The 13,291-nt window shown below is 59.3% G+C and carries 18 protein-coding genes; 8 read left to right on the top strand and 10 right to left on the bottom strand.

Going from position 1 to position 13,291, the window contains the following annotated elements:
* Positions 1 to 35: 35 nt before the first annotated feature.
* The 3 genes from IB246_RS04580 to trpB form a co-directional block, all read right to left on the bottom strand.
* Positions 36 to 479 carry an anti-virulence regulator CigR family protein gene (locus IB246_RS04580; protein WP_008027748.1) on the bottom strand — a complete coding sequence of 148 codons (444 nt, stop codon included), beginning with the start codon at positions 477 to 479 and terminating at the stop codon, positions 36 to 38.
* Between the two features lie 121 nt (positions 480 to 600).
* Positions 601 to 1,413, bottom strand: coding sequence for a tryptophan synthase subunit alpha (gene trpA, locus IB246_RS04585; RefSeq protein WP_008027744.1), 813 nt, complete (start codon positions 1,411 to 1,413; stop codon positions 601 to 603).
* Entirely contained in the window at positions 1,413 to 2,648 is a 1,236-nt protein-coding gene (gene trpB / locus IB246_RS04590) for a tryptophan synthase subunit beta (RefSeq protein WP_008027742.1), read from the bottom strand. The genes trpA and trpB overlap by 1 nt, the downstream gene beginning before the upstream one ends.
* A gap of 126 nt (positions 2,649 to 2,774) precedes the next feature.
* Between trpB and IB246_RS04595 the strand changes: the two genes are divergently transcribed.
* Positions 2,775 to 3,668, top strand: coding sequence for a LysR family transcriptional regulator (locus IB246_RS04595; RefSeq protein WP_008027740.1), 894 nt, complete (start codon positions 2,775 to 2,777; stop codon positions 3,666 to 3,668).
* On the opposite strand, the gene IB246_RS04600 is transcribed toward IB246_RS04595, so the two are convergent.
* Complete coding sequence (locus IB246_RS04600) at positions 3,665 to 3,991, bottom strand: DUF883 family protein (protein ID WP_008027738.1); 327 nt, start codon at positions 3,989 to 3,991, stop codon at positions 3,665 to 3,667. The genes IB246_RS04595 and IB246_RS04600 overlap by 4 nt on opposite strands.
* A 158-nt stretch (positions 3,992 to 4,149) precedes the next feature.
* Between IB246_RS04600 and IB246_RS04605 the strand changes: the two genes are divergently transcribed.
* Both IB246_RS04605 and IB246_RS04610 read left to right on the top strand, forming a co-directional pair.
* Positions 4,150 to 4,365 (top strand): dodecin, encoded by a 216-nt coding sequence (locus IB246_RS04605; protein ID WP_008027736.1) that lies wholly within the window; start codon positions 4,150 to 4,152, stop codon positions 4,363 to 4,365.
* Positions 4,366 to 4,487: 122 nt separating this feature from the next.
* On the top strand, positions 4,488 to 4,709 hold the full coding sequence (locus IB246_RS04610) for a DUF1161 domain-containing protein (RefSeq protein ID WP_008044661.1): 222 nt from the start codon (positions 4,488 to 4,490) through the stop codon (positions 4,707 to 4,709).
* A gap of 69 nt (positions 4,710 to 4,778) precedes the next feature.
* Here IB246_RS04610 and IB246_RS04615 read toward each other — a convergent pair whose 3' ends face one another.
* The gene (locus IB246_RS04615) at positions 4,779 to 5,780 is read right to left on the bottom strand and encodes an LLM class flavin-dependent oxidoreductase (protein WP_008027732.1); all 1,002 of its coding nucleotides are present in this window, start codon (positions 5,778 to 5,780) and stop codon (positions 4,779 to 4,781) included.
* A 243-nt stretch (positions 5,781 to 6,023) separates the two neighbouring features.
* Between IB246_RS04615 and IB246_RS04620 the strand changes: the two genes are divergently transcribed.
* Positions 6,024 to 6,452, top strand: coding sequence for an OsmC family protein (locus IB246_RS04620; RefSeq protein ID WP_008044663.1), 429 nt, complete (start codon positions 6,024 to 6,026; stop codon positions 6,450 to 6,452).
* 150 nt (positions 6,453 to 6,602) lie between these two features.
* On the top strand, positions 6,603 to 6,842 hold the full coding sequence (locus IB246_RS04625; RefSeq protein ID WP_008044665.1) for a DUF1161 domain-containing protein: 240 nt from the start codon (positions 6,603 to 6,605) through the stop codon (positions 6,840 to 6,842).
* 6 nt (positions 6,843 to 6,848) lie between these two features.
* On the opposite strand, the gene IB246_RS04630 is transcribed toward IB246_RS04625, so the two are convergent.
* Positions 6,849 to 7,271, bottom strand: coding sequence for a hypothetical protein (locus IB246_RS04630; protein WP_008027726.1), 423 nt, complete (start codon positions 7,269 to 7,271; stop codon positions 6,849 to 6,851).
* A gap of 40 nt (positions 7,272 to 7,311) precedes the next feature.
* Positions 7,312 to 7,734: a hypothetical protein gene (locus tag IB246_RS04635; RefSeq protein ID WP_008044667.1), complete on the bottom strand. Its 423-nt coding sequence runs from the start codon at positions 7,732 to 7,734 to the stop codon at positions 7,312 to 7,314.
* Between the two features lie 60 nt (positions 7,735 to 7,794).
* On the opposite strand from IB246_RS04635, the gene IB246_RS04640 reads away from it, so the two are divergent.
* Entirely contained in the window at positions 7,795 to 8,886 is a 1,092-nt protein-coding gene (locus IB246_RS04640) for an aminopeptidase (RefSeq protein ID WP_008044669.1), read from the top strand.
* A gap of 89 nt (positions 8,887 to 8,975) precedes the next feature.
* Here IB246_RS04640 and IB246_RS04645 read toward each other — a convergent pair whose 3' ends face one another.
* The 3 genes from IB246_RS04645 to IB246_RS04655 all read right to left on the bottom strand — a co-directional run bounded on the left by IB246_RS04645 (position 8,976) and on the right by IB246_RS04655 (position 10,830).
* Positions 8,976 to 9,434 carry an REP-associated tyrosine transposase gene (locus IB246_RS04645; RefSeq protein ID WP_032832887.1) on the bottom strand — a complete coding sequence of 153 codons (459 nt, stop codon included), beginning with the start codon at positions 9,432 to 9,434 and terminating at the stop codon, positions 8,976 to 8,978.
* A gap of 173 nt (positions 9,435 to 9,607) precedes the next feature.
* Positions 9,608 to 10,258, bottom strand: coding sequence for an HAD family hydrolase (locus IB246_RS04650; RefSeq protein ID WP_008044671.1), 651 nt, complete (start codon positions 10,256 to 10,258; stop codon positions 9,608 to 9,610).
* A gap of 26 nt (positions 10,259 to 10,284) precedes the next feature.
* Positions 10,285 to 10,830 (bottom strand): gamma carbonic anhydrase family protein, encoded by a 546-nt coding sequence (locus IB246_RS04655; RefSeq protein WP_008044675.1) that lies wholly within the window; start codon positions 10,828 to 10,830, stop codon positions 10,285 to 10,287.
* Between the two features lie 62 nt (positions 10,831 to 10,892).
* On the opposite strand from IB246_RS04655, the gene prlC reads away from it, so the two are divergent.
* Positions 10,893 to 12,971 (top strand): oligopeptidase A, encoded by a 2,079-nt coding sequence (gene prlC / locus IB246_RS04660; protein WP_177318198.1) that lies wholly within the window; start codon positions 10,893 to 10,895, stop codon positions 12,969 to 12,971.
* Positions 12,968 to 13,252 carry a YheV family putative zinc ribbon protein gene (locus tag IB246_RS04665; RefSeq protein WP_008027712.1) on the top strand — a complete coding sequence of 95 codons (285 nt, stop codon included), beginning with the start codon at positions 12,968 to 12,970 and terminating at the stop codon, positions 13,250 to 13,252. Before prlC ends, IB246_RS04665 begins: the two co-directional genes overlap by 4 nt.
* The last annotated feature ends 39 nt before the right edge of the window (positions 13,253 to 13,291 follow it).

The following is a 13,291-nucleotide window of genomic DNA, read 5'->3' on the forward strand; positions in this document are numbered from 1 at the left end:
ATCGCGAGCAGGCTCGCTCCTACAGTTTCATCACGTCAGAGCACCCCTTCCAGAATTTCATAGACGATCCCGGTACCCACGGCGATCAGCACAATGTCGCCCCCCGCGCGGCGCCATTCGTAACCCTGGTAATACGGCAGCCGACTCAGCGCGCGGTTGTCCAGGCGTTCGCCGTAATAACCGTGCGGCAACGGCCGACCACGCTCCAGATGTATGCCTGGAGGTGGCGGTGCACCCCGTACGAAGTAGCCATGATTGTCATGAATCGTCTGGCGCACCGGACCAAAGTCCCGTGGCGGAGGGCCGCCGCGATGGTTGTCCTGCGGGCCGCGATGGTCATCGCCACGGTTATCGTAATGGCCCTGTTGCTGACCGCCGCGGTCATGATCGTCGCGCTGATCGGCGCTGGCGTGCAGCAACGGGGTGGCACTGAGCATCAGCACGCCCAGGCTGGCAATCAGACGTTTCGGCATTTTCATCGGGTCTTTCCTCACGGCACACACAGCAAAAAGGGCTTCAGAACGTAGTCCTGAAGCCCTCGGTCTTGCTGTTTAGTCTGTACCGCGAGGCTCTAATTCCTCTGTATCAGGAACTTTACCTTCAGCTGACGCGGGCCTGACGCACGCCATCGGCCAATGCCGCGCAAAGACTCAACACGCCATCCACCGCCTGATCCGGCGTCGAGGCGTTGGCGATGTGATCGATCAACGCCGAACCCACCACCACACCGTCGGCCAGACGCGCGATTGACGCCGCTTGCTCCGGAGTACGAATACCGAAACCGATGCTGATCGGCAGATCGGTGTGGCGGCGCAGACGGGCCACCGCTTCTTCAACGTGCTCCAGCGTCGCCGCGCCGGCACCGGTCACACCGGCCACAGACACGTAGTAAACGAAACCGGAGCTACCGTTCAAGACCGTCGGCAAACGCACATCATCGGTCGTCGGGGTAGTCAGGCGGATGAAGTCCAGACCGGCAGCCTGGGCCGGGTCGCACAGTTCGCCGTTGTGCTCGGGCGGCAGGTCGACAACGATCAGGCCATCCACGCCGGCCTCTTTGGCATCGGCGATGAAGCGCGGTACGCCGTACATGTGGATCGGGTTGAAGTAACCCATCAGCACCAGCGGCGTATCGCTGTTGCCTTCGCGGAACTCGCGAACCATTTGCAGGGTTTTCGCCAGGTTCTGTTTGGCGCCCAAGGCGCGGATGTTGGCCAGCTGGATCGCCGGGCCGTCAGCCATTGGGTCGGTGAAAGGCATGCCCAACTCGATCACGTCGGCGCCAGCACCCGGCAAACCTTTGAGGATCGCCAGGGAAGTGTCATAGCTCGGGTCGCCGGCGGTGACAAAGGTCACCAGGGCGGCGCGGTTTTGTTCCTTGAGTTCGGCAAAACGCGTTTGCAGGCGGCTCATCAGTGTTTCTCCTGCTGGGACTGCACTTGTTGAGAGTTTTCCATGTGGTGCATCACGGTCTGCATGTCTTTGTCCCCGCGACCGGACAGGTTGACCACCATCAGGTGATCTTTCGGCAGGGTCGGTGCGCGTTTGAACACTTCGGCCAAGGCATGGGCGCTTTCCAGTGCAGGAATAATCCCTTCCAGGCGGCAGCATTTGTGGAACGCGTCGAGGGCTTCGTCGTCGGTCACCGAGGTGTACTGAACGCGACCGATGTCATGCAACCAGGCGTGTTCCGGGCCGATGCCTGGGTAGTCGAGGCCGGCGGAGATCGAGTGGGCGTCGATGATCTGGCCGTCGTCATCCTGCAGCAGGAAAGTGCGGTTGCCGTGCAATACGCCCGGTACGCCGCCATTCAGGCTGGCCGCGTGCTTGCCGGTCTCGATGCCGTAACCGGCCGCTTCGACACCAATGATTTCGACGCTCTTGTCGTCAAGGAACGGGTGGAACAGGCCCATGGCGTTGGAGCCACCGCCGATGCACGCCACCAGGCTGTCTGGCAGACGACCTTCCTGGGCTTGCAGTTGGTCACGGGTTTCCTTGCCGATGACGGCCTGGAAGTCGCGAACCATCGCAGGGTAAGGGTGCGGACCGGCCACGGTGCCGATCAGGTAGAAGGTGCTGTCGACGTTGGTCACCCAGTCACGCAGCGCTTCGTTCATCGCGTCTTTCAGAGTGCCGGTGCCGGCCACGACCGGGATCACCTCGGCGCCCAGCAGTTTCATGCGGAACACGTTGGCTTGCTGACGCTCGATGTCGGTGGTGCCCATGTAGATCACGCAGTCGAGGCCAAAACGCGCGGCCACGGTGGCCGTCGCCACGCCGTGCATGCCCGCGCCGGTCTCGGCGATGATGCGTTTCTTGCCCATGCGCCGCGCCAGCAGGATCTGGCCGATGCAGTTGTTGATCTTGTGCGCGCCGGTGTGGTTCAGCTCTTCACGCTTGAGATAAATCTTCGCGCCGCCACAGAACTCGGTCAGGCGTTCAGCGAAATAGAGTGGGCTTGGACGTCCGACATAGTCGCGCTGGAAGTAGGCCAATTCTTCTTTGAATGCCGGATCTTCCTTGGCCGCTTCGTACTCGCGGGCCAGATCGAGGATCAACGGCATCAGGGTTTCGGCGACGTAGCGGCCGCCGAACGAGCCAAACAGGCCGTTGGCGTCGGGGCCGTTGCGCAGATTAGTCTGGGTCATGGGTCGCTCCGGTTGAATGGGTGAGATGAAGCTTTTGAAAAGAGAGTGGGCTTAACTCTACCCCTGACGCCTCAGGCTGAAAACCGATAAGATCGCCACAACCTGTCAGGAAAACTCACAGATCACATGAGCCACGACCTTCCCCCGCTGAACGCGCTTCGCGCCTTCGAAGCCACTGCCCGCCTGAACAGCGTCAGCCAGGCCGCCGAACAGCTGCACGTCACCCATGGTGCAGTCAGCCGGCAATTGAAAGTGCTCGAAGAGCATCTCGGGGTAAGTCTGTTCATCAAGGAGGGTCGCGGCCTTAAACTCACAGATGCCGGCGTACGATTGCGCGATGCCAGCGCTGAAGCCTTTGAGCGCTTGCGCACGGTCTGCGCCGAGCTGACTCAAAGCACCGCCGACGCACCGTTCGTGCTCGGCTGTTCAGGCAGCCTACTGGCGCGCTGGTTTATTCCGCGTCTGGGTCGGTTGAATGCTGATCTACCGGACCTGCGCCTGCACTTGTCCGCCGGAGAAGGTGATCTCGATCCCCGTCGTCCGGGGCTGGACGCCTTGCTGGTGTTCGCCGAGCCGCCATGGCCTGCGGACATGCAGGTTTACGAATTGGCCAGCGAACGCATCGGCCCGGTCATGAGCCCACGCTTCGCCGATTACGAACTGCTTCAACAGGCGCCAGCAAGTGCTCTGTTGAAGCAGCCGTTGCTGCACACCACTTCCCGTCCGCAGGCCTGGCCAAGCTGGGCGCAGCAAAGCGGCCTCGACGCCAAAGCGTTGAAGTACGGGCAGGGCTTCGAGCATTTGTATTATTTGTTGGAGGCAGCAGTGGCCGGTCTCGGTGTCGCGATTGCCCCTGAACCTTTAGTCGCCGAGGACTTGAAGGCAGGGCGCCTGGTTGCGCCGTGGGGTTTCAGCGAAACCCCGGCGCAACTGGCGTTGTGGCTACCCAAACGCGCCGCGGACGGACGCGCTCGGCAACTGGCGCAGTGGCTGAAAAACGAGCTACGCCAGACGGATTAATCTCCGCGTTTACACAGCAGATAGGCTGCGAGCAGACCCAGTGCGCCCACCGCGACACCGGCTGTAGTCCAAGGGTGTTCCTGGGCGTAGTCCCGAGTGGCGATCCCGGTTTCACGGGTTTTGACTTTGACTTCTTCGTACGCATCGCTGAGCAAATGACGCGAATGCTTGAGGGCGCTCTCGGCGTTGGCTTTCAACGCCTTGAGGGTTTTACGCGACTCGTCCGAGGCGTCGTCCTTCAGGTTCTCCAAAGACTTCAACAGACTCTCGATCTCGGCTTCCATGCTTTGCAATGAGGCTTTACGTAAAGAGGTATTGGCCATGGTGGCTCTCCTGCATTGATGATGAGTGGCGTGTGTTGGTTGGGACTTCAGAGGTTCAAGAAAGTGCAGTAAATCTGAACTTCTGCCTCTTGAAGGCCGGCAGAAGTAATACGAAAAATCACTGCTAGGCTGTATTTCACACCCTGAGGAGAACGCCCATGACTGACCATCACACTTACAAGAAAGTCGAACTTGTCGGCTCATCCACCAGCAGCATTGAAGACGCCATCAACAACGCGCTGGCCGAAGCCAGTAAAAGTCTCAAGTACATGGAATGGTTCGAAGTGACCGAAACCCGCGGGCACATCAAGGACGGCAAGGCAGCGCACTTCCAGGTGACGCTCAAGGTCGGGTTCCGGATTGCCAGCAGCTAAGATTGAGCTAGTCTTCTGAACTTGCGCGCTGGCCGAGTGCCATAGGGAATGGCAAAGCGCTACATGAGTGCATCCGGCTGATGGCTGGATGCTCCCTTTGATCCGACCAGGGAATGCGACCGATGAAGAAGTTTATGTTGGCGGTAGGTTTGTTGAGCCTTGCGGGCGCGGCGTTTGCTGACGGCAAGGCATGCGAAGAGCTGAAAGCCGAAATCGCAGCGAAGCTGGATGCCAAAGGCGTTTCTGGCTACTCACTGGAAATCGTTGATAAGGGCACCGCTGCTGGCGGAAAAGTCGTCGGCACCTGTGAGAAAGGCACCAAGGAAATCGTCTACAAACGCTAGGCCGATTCCATCGTTAAACGAAAAAGCCGACGCAATGGCGTCGGCTTTTTTATGCGCGCTGTTTAAGCGTCAGCCCTTCATGACTTGCGCCAGCAGCTCATAGGAATGCACGCGATCGGCATGTTCATACAGGTCGCAGGTAAAAATCAGCTCGTCTGCCTGGGTCTGCTCGATCAATACGTCCAGCTTGGCGCGGATTTTCTGCGGGCTTCCCACCATCGCCAGTCCCAGGAAATCATGCACCGCGTCTTTCTCATGGGGCAGCCACAGGCCATCCATGGTTTTCACCGGTGGACGCTGGACCAGGCTTTGACCACGCATCAACGCGAGGATGCGCTGGTAAACCGATGTTGCCAGATACTCGGCCTGCTCGTCGGTGTCAGCCGCTACCAGCGGAACGCCAAGCATCACGTAGGGCTTGTCCAATACCGCTGAAGGCTTGAAGTGATTGCGATAGACGCGAATCGCCTCATGCATGAAGCGCGGTGCGAAATGGGAAGCGAACGCGTAGGGCAAACCGCGCTCACCTGCCAGTTGTGCACTGAACAGGCTCGACCCCAACAACCAGACCGGAACGTTGGTGCCGGTGCCCGGCATGGCGATGATTCGCTGGTCTGGCGTGCGTGGACCGAGGTAGCGCACCAGCTCCGCCACATCTTCAGGGAAATCATCGGCACTGCCGGAACGCTCGCGACGCAAGGCGCGTGCAGTCATCTGATCGGAACCGGGGGCGCGGCCCAGGCCCAGGTCGATCCGGCCCGGATACAGGCTTTCGAGGGTGCCGAACTGCTCGGCAATCACCAAGGGCGCGTGGTTGGGCAACATCACGCCACCTGAACCGACCCGAATGGTCGACGTGCCGCCGGCCAGATAGCCCAGCAACACCGAGGTCGCGGAGCTGGCGATGCCGTCCATGTTGTGGTGCTCGGCCACCCAGAAGCGGTTGTAGCCAAATTTTTCGACGTGCTGCGCCAGGTCCAGGGAATTGCGCAGCGACTGGGCCGCGCTGCCGTTCTCGCGCACGGGCACCAGATCAAGGGTCGAGAACTTGATATCGGACAGTCGTTTCATAAACCTGCTTCTCCAGTTGAGGTCGCAGGTTTTTTCTTGCAAACGAAAACCTGCCGAATCCATAAGCGTGCTTCATGCAATGAGGGCATATACCCGAGTTTCAATAGCCGAGACAAAAAAACCTACGAAAACGGTAGGACTAATGAATTCAGGTGAACTTTGCACCGCCGTCTATCCTCAGAACCCTGGCAACCGAAAACCACGAAGGCGCGACGCTTCGCGCCGGATCTTGAGGAGGCAGACATGGCTATTACCAAGAAAGCATCGGCGCATTGGGAAGGTGACCTGAAAACCGGCATCGGCTCGATTTCCACCGAAACCGGTGTTCTCAGAGAAGCGCCCTACGGCTTCAAGGCACGTTTCGAAGGCGGTAAAGGCACCAATCCGGAAGAGCTGATCGGCGCGGCCCACGCCGGTTGTTTCTCCATGGCTTTTTCGATGATTCTCGGCGACGCCGGTCTCAAGGCTGACAGCATCGATACGAATGCCGAAGTCACGCTGGACCAGGTCGACGGAGGGTTTGCGATCACTGCGGTGAAGTTGATCCTGAAGGCGAAAATCCCTGGGGCGACCCAGGCGCAGTTCGAGGAACTGAGCAATAAAGCCAAAGAAGGCTGCCCGGTGTCCAAAGTGCTGAATGCGAAAATCAGCCTGGATGCGACGCTGCTCTAGACCCGTCTTATCGGGCAAAAAAAATCGCAGCCTTCGACAGGCTGCGATTTTTTTGCGCTGAAACAAAACCCGGCTGGCGTCCCTGTGGTCGAATAAATGACAGCAGTGAAAACGCATCAACCTGCGTGCTGCCTCAAAGGAGCTTCAACCATGAAACGTTTTGCCCTGGCGATTATCTGCAGTGTGCTGGCCACTTCGGCACTCGCTGCGCCCAAGGATTGCGAAGAACTCAAGAATGAGATCGAAGTGAAGATTCAGGCGAATGCCGTGCCCTCCTACACGCTGGAAATCGTGTCGAAGGAAGAGGCCGCCCAGCATGACGCCGCGATGGTCGTCGGCACTTGCGACAACGGCACCAAAGCCATCATTTACCAGAAGAACGACAGTTGATCCGCCTCACATGAGGCAATAGGACTCTCGGTCTTCAGCGACGATTTCCCGCTTGGCGTTGTACAAACGAGCGCCGGGAGTGAACGCTATCGAACGGCCTTCCAGCACATAACGCTGGCCTGCTTCGAAATGATCGTAGTTGATGGTCAGGTAGCACAACCGTTCCGTGGGACCGCTCATCACACCAAAGCCCCCGCCACCGGGCACTTCAAAGTCGAATCGAACGACCAGCTCATGGCTGCCGGGCGTCACCTGGAAGAAACGCCCATCGCGCAGTCGCTGCTTGTCCAGTCGTTCCGCCATCAGCAACTTATCGTTCGGGAATGGCGTAGAAAACTCGACCCAGGCCATCTGAGGATTGACCGCCGGTAACGGGCTCTGGCAACCGGCAAAGGCGCTTGCCGCGAGCAATAGCAATAACCTGCGCATGATGAATGTCCCGAGGATTGGACATTCAGCATAACGCCGATCAGGTCCGTTGACAGCCTGCCGGAGTGCCTTGGCCTATCACTTTTCGCTGTTGGTCATAGAGCTTGGCCCACGGCCGAAAACCGATATTCCCTGCTTGCAGCTGATATTTCTCACCCGCGTTGAAATTGTTGAATTTCACATTCAGTTGGCAATCGCGCCATAGCGGCTCGGCGTCCGGCCCGATGTTGCTGGGATCGACCGGGAACAGATAACGCACCGTCAACTCATGACTGCCGGGCTGGACCTCGAAGTAGCGCTTGTCGGTGGAGGCCTTGTCATCGACTTCCAGCGCTTGCAGTGCGGTGTCTTCCTGCGGTGTATCGAGTTCGATCCACGCTTGAGACGGATCATGGTGGGGTAATCCGAATCCTGCACAGCCTGTCAGCAACAACAGGCCTCCCGTCAGCATCATCTTGCGCATAGCGGAGCTCCAGTCAGGCGGGATAGTCTTGCGGGAAGACTCTCCAGGGATGATTTTATTTTGATCAGGCCGCTTCCAAGCCTTGGGTTACTTGATCGCGTTTTGCGTGTTTTGTTTCCGGGTGTGTTGTTTTTGTTGCTCAACGGTTGCGCCAGCGTCAGCTATTACGGCCAATTGGCCAGTGGTCAGCTGCAATTGCTGCGGGCTCGGGAGCCGGTTTCCGACGTGATTGCCGACTCCACCCGCGATCAAAAGCTGCGTGCGCATCTGGCCCAGTCGCAAAAGGCCCGGTCGTTTGCCAGCCTGCAGCTGCATCTGCCGGATAACCAGAGCTACCGTTTGTACGCCGACATTGGCCGACCGTTCGTAGTCTGGAACGTGTTCGCCACACCGGAATTTTCCCTGACGCCGCAAAACCACTGCTTTCCCGTCGCCGGTTGCGTCGCTTACCGCGGCTATTACAACCAGAGCGCGGCCCGTGGTGAGGCGGCGTTGCTGCGATTGCAAGGTATGGACGTGTCGATCGGCGGCGTCGAGGCCTATTCGACGCTCGGCTGGTTCAACGATCCGATTATCAGTTCGATGATGGGTTGGGGCGATGAACGGTTGGCAACGTTGATCTTCCATGAACTGGCGCATCAGCGCTTTTATGTGAAGGACGACACGGAGTTCAACGAGTCTTTCGCCACGTTCGTTGAACAGGAAGGCACTCGACAGTGGCGCGCCCATCGCGGGTTGGCGCCGGACAACGGCGCCCAGGCGCAGCGACGGGATCAGTTCATTCAGCTGGTTCTGGATACGCGCTCGCGACTGGAAAAACTCTACGCCCTGCCGCTGCCAACCGAGCAGATGAGGCAACGCAAAGCCGCTGAGTTCGAGCGCCTACGAGCCGAATACCGGCAGATACGCGACAGCCAATGGGCTGGAGATAAACGCTATGACGCGTGGATCAACGCGCCGATGAACAATGCGCGGTTGTTGCCGTTTGGTTTGTACGACCAGTGGGTGCCGGCGTTTGCGGCGTTGTTCCGGCAAGCGGGTGGGGATTGGATGAAGTTTTATGCGGCGGTGGAGAGGCTTGGTGCTTTGGAGGTTACTGAGCGCAAGGCGGCATTGAAGGCGTTGGCGGAATCGAAAATTTCCGGTGATTGAACGGCCCCCTTCGCGGGCAAGCCTCGCTCCTACGGCTGTTCATCAGCCCTTGTAGGAGCGAGGCTTGCCCGCGAAGAGGCCCTTAAAGGTCACAACCAGATTGCATCCCACAGAGGATAATTCCCTACCTTCTCAACCAAACCCCCACGCAACGGGTTAGCGACGATGTAGCGAGCAACCGCCTGCAAGTCCTCTTCCTTTCGAATGGCGCGATCATGATAGCCGTGTTGCCAAACCGGACCTTGACGGCCAACTGAACGATTAAGCGTCACTGCAATGCGTGATTTGGTCCGAGCCATCAACTTGGGTAGCTGAGTATTTTTTAGCTCGATCAACCAATGGAAATGATCGGGCATGACGACCCAGGCTAGCGACGTCGCAAACTCTTCTCGCTCTGCCGTTCGAAAAGCATCAACCACCAAACGCCCATTGTAGAAGTCGCGGAACAACGGTTCTCGATTCAAAAGCACCGCTGTCAGTAGGTAAATCTGCCCGGACTCCGAATATCGTCCTGTGCGCAATCGGTGAGCGTGTTTTAACTCCGGCAATGATGATCCTCCTTGATCGTGGCCCGCCTCTTCAGGCTAGAACGACAAGAAGGGTTTTGAGTGAGAACAGTTGATCAGGATGTGTATCGGCGGACGCCTTCGCGGGCAAGCCTCGCTCCTACAGGACTGATGAAGATCCGTAGGAGCAAGGCTTGCCCGCGAAGGCGTACTTATCAGCGCTGCAAAAACGCCTGATGCATCTCATCCAGCGTTTCAAAATGATAAGTCGGCGCTTCCGCGCTCAGCTCTTCGCGACTGCCAAACCCATAACCCACCGCTGCCGCATCCAGCCCATTGCTGCGTGCGCCGATCAGGTCGTGTTTGCGGTCGCCGATCATCAAGGTGTTGGCCGGGTCCAGGCCTTCTTCCGCCATCAGGTGGGCGATCAACTCGACTTTGTTGGTCCGCGTGCCATCCAGCTCGCTGCCGTAAATCACCTTGAAGTGTTTGGCGAAGTCGAAGTGCCGGGCGATTTCCCGGGCGAAGATCCACGGCTTGGAGGTCGCGATGTACAGCTGACGCCCTTGCCCGCCGAGGGTTTCGAGCAGCGGCGTGACGCCATCGAACACGCGGTTTTCATACAGACCGGTGACCTTGAAGCGCTCGCGATAGAAATTCACCGCCTCCCACGCCTTGGGCTCGTCGAAGTCGTAGAACTGCATGAACGCCTGCAACAACGGCGGGCCGATGAAGTGTTCAAGCTTGGTCAGGTCGGGTTCTTCGATGCCGAGTTTGCTCAGGGCGAACTGGATCGAACGGGTGATGCCCTCGCGCGGGTCGGTCAGGGTGCCATCGAGGTCGAACAAAACGGTTTGGTAATGCATGTTGAATCCTGAATAAGGGCGCGGGGTCAGAGCTGATCGTAGCCTTCGGCCAGATGCAGGTCCTTGAGCTTCACGTAATTCGCCGCGCTGTAGGTGAAAAAGGCTTTTTCCTTGTCCGTCAGCGGGCGGACCTGTTTCACCGGACTCCCCACGTAGAGAAAACCACTGTCCAGGCGTTTGCCCGGTGGCACCAGGCTACCGGCGCCGATGATCACATCATCCGCGACCACCGCACCGTCCATGACGATGCTGCCCATGCCGATCAATACGCGGTTGCCCACGCTGCACCCATGAAGCATGACTTTGTGCGCGATGGTCACGTCGTCGCCGATCAGCAACGGAAAGCCATCGGGGTTGAACGGCCCGGCGTGGGTGATGTGCAGCACACAGCCGTCCTGCACGCTGGTGCGCGCACCGATGCGGATGCGGTGCATGTCGCCGCGGATCACCGTCAGCGGCCAAACGGAGCTGTCATTGCCGATTTCGACGTCGCCGATCACCACCGCCGAACTGTCGACAAAAGCGCCTTTGCCCAGCAGCGGCGTGTGGTTCTGATACTTGCGAAGGGTCACGATAGGGTTTCTCTCTGTTGCCGATAGCTGCGGTGAGCGTCGATTGTAATTAAGATGGCCGCATGTTTCTTCCAGCCAAGGTGCCAAACGTGAGCGTGAACAACCCTCTTTTGCAGTCCTACGACCTGCCGCCGTTCTCGGCGATCCGGGCCGAACACGTGCAACCGGCCATTGAACAGATCCTGGCTGACAACCGCGCCGCGATTATCGAGATCCTCAAAACCCAGGGCAAACAACCAACCTGGGCCGGCCTGGTGCTGGCGATGGACGAGCTCAATGACCGCCTCGGCGCTGCCTGGAGCCCGGTCAGTCACCTGAACGCCGTGTGCAACAGCCCCGAATTGCGCGAAGCCTACGAGTCCTGCCTGCCAGCGCTCAGTGCCTACTCCACCGAGCTGGGCCAGAACCGCGAACTGTTCGAGGCCTTCGAAGCCTTGGCCAACAGCCCGGAAGCCGCCGGTTTCGACGTCGCGCAGAAAACTATCCTGGAACACTCCCTGCGTGACTTCCGCCTGTCGGGTATCGACCTGCCAGAAGCCGAGCAGAAGCGTTACGCCGAAGTACAAAGCAAGCTCTCCGAACTGGGCAGCCGCTTCTCCAACCAACTGCTCGACGCGACTCAAGCCTGGACCAAGCACGTTACCGACGAAGCCGCCCTCGCCGGCCTGACCGATTCGGCCAAGGCACAAATGGCTGCGGCTGCGCAGGCCAAAGATCTGGAAGGCTTCCTGATCACCCTGGAATTCCCGAGCTACTACGCGGTGATGACCTACGCCCAGGACCGTGCCCTGCGCGAAGAAGTCTACGCCGCCTACTGCACCCGTGCGTCGGACCAGGGCCCGAATGCCGGCCAGAACGATAACGGGCCGGTGATGGAAGAAATCCTCGACCTGCGTCAGGAGCTGGCAAAGCTGTTGGGTTTCGCCAGTTTCTCGGAGCTGAGCCTGGCCACCAAGATGGCCGAATCCAGCGATCAGGTGCTGAGTTTCCTGCGCGATCTGGCCAAGCGCAGCAAGCCGTTCGCCGCTCAGGATCTGGAACAGCTCAAGGCTTACGCTGCCGAACAAGGCTGCCCGGACCTGCAAAGCTGGGACAGCGGTTTCTACGGTGAAAAACTCCGCGAACAACGTTACAGCGTTGCCCAGGAAGCCCTGCGCGCTTACTTCCCGATCGACAAAGTGCTGGGCGGCCTGTTCGCCATCGTTCAACGTCTGTACGGCATCGAGATCGCCGAACAGAAAGGCTTCGACACCTGGCACCCGGACGTTCGCCTGTTCGAGATCAAGGAAAACGGCCAGCACGTCGGCCGCTTCTTCTTTGACCTCTACGCCCGCGCCAACAAGCGCGGCGGTGCATGGATGGACGGCGCACGCGACCGTCGTCGCACGGCTGAGGGCGTGTTGCAAAGCCCGGTGGCCAACCTGGTGTGCAACTTCACCCCGGCCGACAGCGGCAAACCGGCGCTGCTGACCCACGACGAAGTGACCACCCTGTTCCACGAATTCGGTCACGGCCTGCATCACCTGCTGACCCGCGTCGAACACGCCGGCGTATCCGGCATCAACGGAGTGGCGTGGGACGCGGTCGAGCTGCCAAGCCAGTTCATGGAAAACTGGTGCTGGGAGCCGGAAGGCCTGGCGCTGATCTCCGGTCACTACGAAACCGGCGAACCGCTGCCGCAGGACCTGCTGGGCAAAATGCTCGCCGCGAAGAACTTCCAGTCCGGCCTGATGATGGTGCGTCAGCTCGAATTCTCGCTGTTCGACTTCGAACTGCACGCCACACACGGCGATGGCCGCAGCGTGCTGCAAGTGCTCGAAGGCATACGCGACGAGGTCTCGGTCATGCGCCCGCCGGCTTACAACCGCTTCCCGAACAGCTTTGCGCACATCTTCGCTGGCGGTTATGCGGCGGGTTACTACAGCTACAAATGGGCTGAAGTACTCTCGGCAGACGCCTTCTCGAAGTTCGAAGAAGACGGCGTGCTCAACGCCGAAACCGGCCGCGCCTTCCGCGAAGCGATCCTCGCGCGCGGTGGTTCGCAGGAGCCGATGGTGCTGTTCGTCGACTTCCGTGGCCGTGCCCCGTCGATTGACGCACTCTTGCGCCACAGCGGCCTGAGTGAGGACGCAGCAGCATGAGCGAGGGACCTGTGAAGACGAAAAAACGCTTTATCGCCGGGGCGGTCTGCCCGGCCTGCAGCGAGCCGGACAAATTGATGATGTGGAGCGAAGACGATGTCCCGCATCGCGAGTGCGTGGGCTGCGGTTATTCCGACACGTTGAATGAACAAGGCCTGTCCGTGCCCAAGGAATTGGGCACACGGGTCAACACGTCAGCACTGAAGGCGCCGGACGCCAAGGTTCAGGCCGTGCAGTTTTTCCCGAACCCGAAGCTGAAGAAAAAGCCTGACGAACACTGAGTGCAGCAATGACCTCCCGCAGCGCAATGCTGTGGGAGG

Source organism: Pseudomonas sp. PDM01 (genome assembly GCF_014852325.1).
GTDB lineage: Bacteria > Pseudomonadota > Gammaproteobacteria > Pseudomonadales > Pseudomonadaceae > Aquipseudomonas > Aquipseudomonas migulae.

Bases quoted from the DNA above. Each gene is read 5' to 3' on its own strand.
- IB246_RS04635 (WP_008044667.1), bottom strand. From the start codon at position 7,734: ATGCGCAAGATGATGCTGACGGGAGGCCTGTTGTTGCTGACAGGCTGT.
- IB246_RS04595 (WP_008027740.1), top strand. From the start codon at position 2,775: ATGAGCCACGACCTTCCCCCGCTGAACGCGCTTCGCGCCTTCGAAGCC.
- trpB (WP_008027742.1), bottom strand. From the start codon at position 2,648: ATGACCCAGACTAATCTGCGCAACGGCCCCGACGCCAACGGCCTGTTT.
- IB246_RS04665 (WP_008027712.1), top strand. From the start codon at position 12,968: ATGAGCGAGGGACCTGTGAAGACGAAAAAACGCTTTATCGCCGGGGCG.
- IB246_RS04630 (WP_008027726.1), bottom strand. From the start codon at position 7,271: ATGCGCAGGTTATTGCTATTGCTCGCGGCAAGCGCCTTTGCCGGTTGC.
- trpA (WP_008027744.1), bottom strand. From the start codon at position 1,413: ATGAGCCGCCTGCAAACGCGTTTTGCCGAACTCAAGGAACAAAACCGC.
- IB246_RS04580 (WP_008027748.1), bottom strand. From the start codon at position 479: ATGAAAATGCCGAAACGTCTGATTGCCAGCCTGGGCGTGCTGATGCTC.
- IB246_RS04615 (WP_008027732.1), bottom strand. From the start codon at position 5,780: ATGAAACGACTGTCCGATATCAAGTTCTCGACCCTTGATCTGGTGCCC.
- IB246_RS04620 (WP_008044663.1), top strand. From the start codon at position 6,024: ATGGCTATTACCAAGAAAGCATCGGCGCATTGGGAAGGTGACCTGAAA.
- IB246_RS04625 (WP_008044665.1), top strand. From the start codon at position 6,603: ATGAAACGTTTTGCCCTGGCGATTATCTGCAGTGTGCTGGCCACTTCG.
- prlC (WP_177318198.1), top strand. From the start codon at position 10,893: ATGTTTCTTCCAGCCAAGGTGCCAAACGTGAGCGTGAACAACCCTCTT.
- IB246_RS04600 (WP_008027738.1), bottom strand. From the start codon at position 3,991: ATGGCCAATACCTCTTTACGTAAAGCCTCATTGCAAAGCATGGAAGCC.
- IB246_RS04605 (WP_008027736.1), top strand. From the start codon at position 4,150: ATGACTGACCATCACACTTACAAGAAAGTCGAACTTGTCGGCTCATCC.
- IB246_RS04650 (WP_008044671.1), bottom strand. From the start codon at position 10,258: ATGCATTACCAAACCGTTTTGTTCGACCTCGATGGCACCCTGACCGAC.
- IB246_RS04610 (WP_008044661.1), top strand. From the start codon at position 4,488: ATGAAGAAGTTTATGTTGGCGGTAGGTTTGTTGAGCCTTGCGGGCGCG.